The following is a 1,693-nucleotide window of genomic DNA, read 5'->3' as shown; positions in this document are numbered from 1 at the left end:
AGCCTCGATCCACCGACGCGGTTCGTCTTGAGCTCGGTTGAGTAGTTTCGGTATTGGGTGGTTTCGGGGCGTGGCTGAATCGCCGATTACGTGGTCGGCTTGCTCCGGGTGTTGTCGTTCGGGGTTGGGCGGGGGTTCGTGGCCTGTGGTCGGGCCGCCTGGTCGCGCGTCGGTGTTGCTGTGGTCAGCCGGGTGCCGGGCGGACGGCGGTGAACAGGTTGTCGAACGCGGCCTGCCAGGGCCAGTGCTCGGGTAGGTGCAGGTGGATGGTGCGGGCCCGGTGCGCGAGGCGGGCGGCGACGGTGATGATGCGGGTGCGGATGGTCGAGGTCCGGGCGGTGGTCCAGGTGCCGGCGGCGAGGTGCCCGACGGCGCGGGTGAGGTTGTGGGCGATGGCGGTGCAGGTCAGCCAGGCGTCGTTCGCTGAGAATCGGCCGGATGGCAGGTGCGCGAGGGGTCCGGCGATCAGATCCGCGTTGATCTGCTCGATGACCGCGTGCTGGCGGTGCTGGGCTTCGGCCTGCACGAGGGTGTACGGGCTGTCGGTGAGTACCGCGTGGTACCGGTAGGCGGGCAGGAGCTCTTCCTGGCCGGGAGCCTGGGTGGGGTCGTCGCGGCGGACGCGGCGCACGATCAGCCGGGCGGTCACCTGCTGCCGGGTGCCGGCGAACGCGGTGTATTCGGTTTCGGCGATCTGCGCGTCGGAGATCCACCGCTGTTCTTCCTCGTCCCAGACGGCCTGCGGATAGCGGATGTCGATCCACTGGTCGTCGCCGATGCTGTCGCATGCGGTGCGGACCTTGGCGTCGATCCGGGCGGTGACGGAGAACCGCACCTTGTGGCGTCGGCAGGTGGCGATGACCGCCTTGGAGTAGAAGGCGGAGTCGGCCCGGACCACGATCTCGCCGGTCGCGCCGCAGGATCGGGCGGTGGTGATCGTTTCGGCGATCATGCTCGCGGCGCCGCGGCTGGAGCCGGCGTTCCCGGCGCGTAGCCGGGTGGCCGCGACGACGGGCGCGGACAGTGGTGTCGCCACCGTCGCGACCAGGGGGTTGTAGCCGCGTAGCCGCACGTTGTAGCCGCCGATCTTGGTGTGGCCGAACCCGATGCCTTGTTTCTGTTTGCCGTAGACCCGGCGCAGCATCGAGTCGATGTCCACGAAGGTCAGCACGTCCGCGTCGGCCAGGATCGGCACCCGTGCGGCGAGACCGATCAGGGTGTCACGGGCGGCGGCGTGCAACTGCCGGACATGGCCGTGGGTGAACGTGCGTAGGAACGAGCCGAGTGTCGACGGCGCGTACACGCCGCCGAACAGTGAGCGCATGCCGCCGTGTCGGGCGATGTCGAGGTCGTCGATGCTGTCTGCGCCCGCGAGCATCCCGGCCACGATCGTGGCGACCTTCCCGGCCGGGTTGGCACCTTTGTCGGTCGGCAGGCTGACCCGGTCTGCGACCGCGTCGTGCAGGCCGGCCTGCTCGGCGAGGCGCATCACCGGGACAAGGCCGGCGCACGACACCAGATTCGGATCGTCGAACGTCGCGCGCACCACCGGCGCGTCATAGCGTAATCTCACCTGCGAGGTGCCCTCTCGAACCGAACGATAGAAGCGTCAGAACTCCTATCCTTCCAGTTCAGAGGGCACTTTCTACATCCGGGGTCCTGCCGGTCCAACCTTCATCGGTGGATCGAGGCT

At 68.7% G+C, this 1,693-nt stretch carries 1 protein-coding gene; it reads right to left on the bottom strand.

Annotation, left to right across the window (positions count from 1 at the left end; all coding sequences use genetic code 11):
- Positions 1-184: 184 nt before the first annotated feature.
- A complete protein-coding gene (locus ACFHWT_RS31200) occupies positions 185-1,573 on the bottom strand; it encodes an IS1380 family transposase (protein ID WP_416598265.1) in 1,389 nt (462 codons plus the stop codon).
- Between the last annotated feature and the right edge of the window lie 120 nt (positions 1,574-1,693).

It is taken from the genome of Micromonospora sp. LOL_021 (assembly GCF_048060215.1).
Lineage (GTDB): Bacteria > Actinomycetota > Actinomycetes > Mycobacteriales > Micromonosporaceae > Micromonospora_E.
The sequence above is the reverse complement of the archived record's forward strand: the minus strand, read 5'-3'. Positions and strand labels throughout refer to the sequence as shown.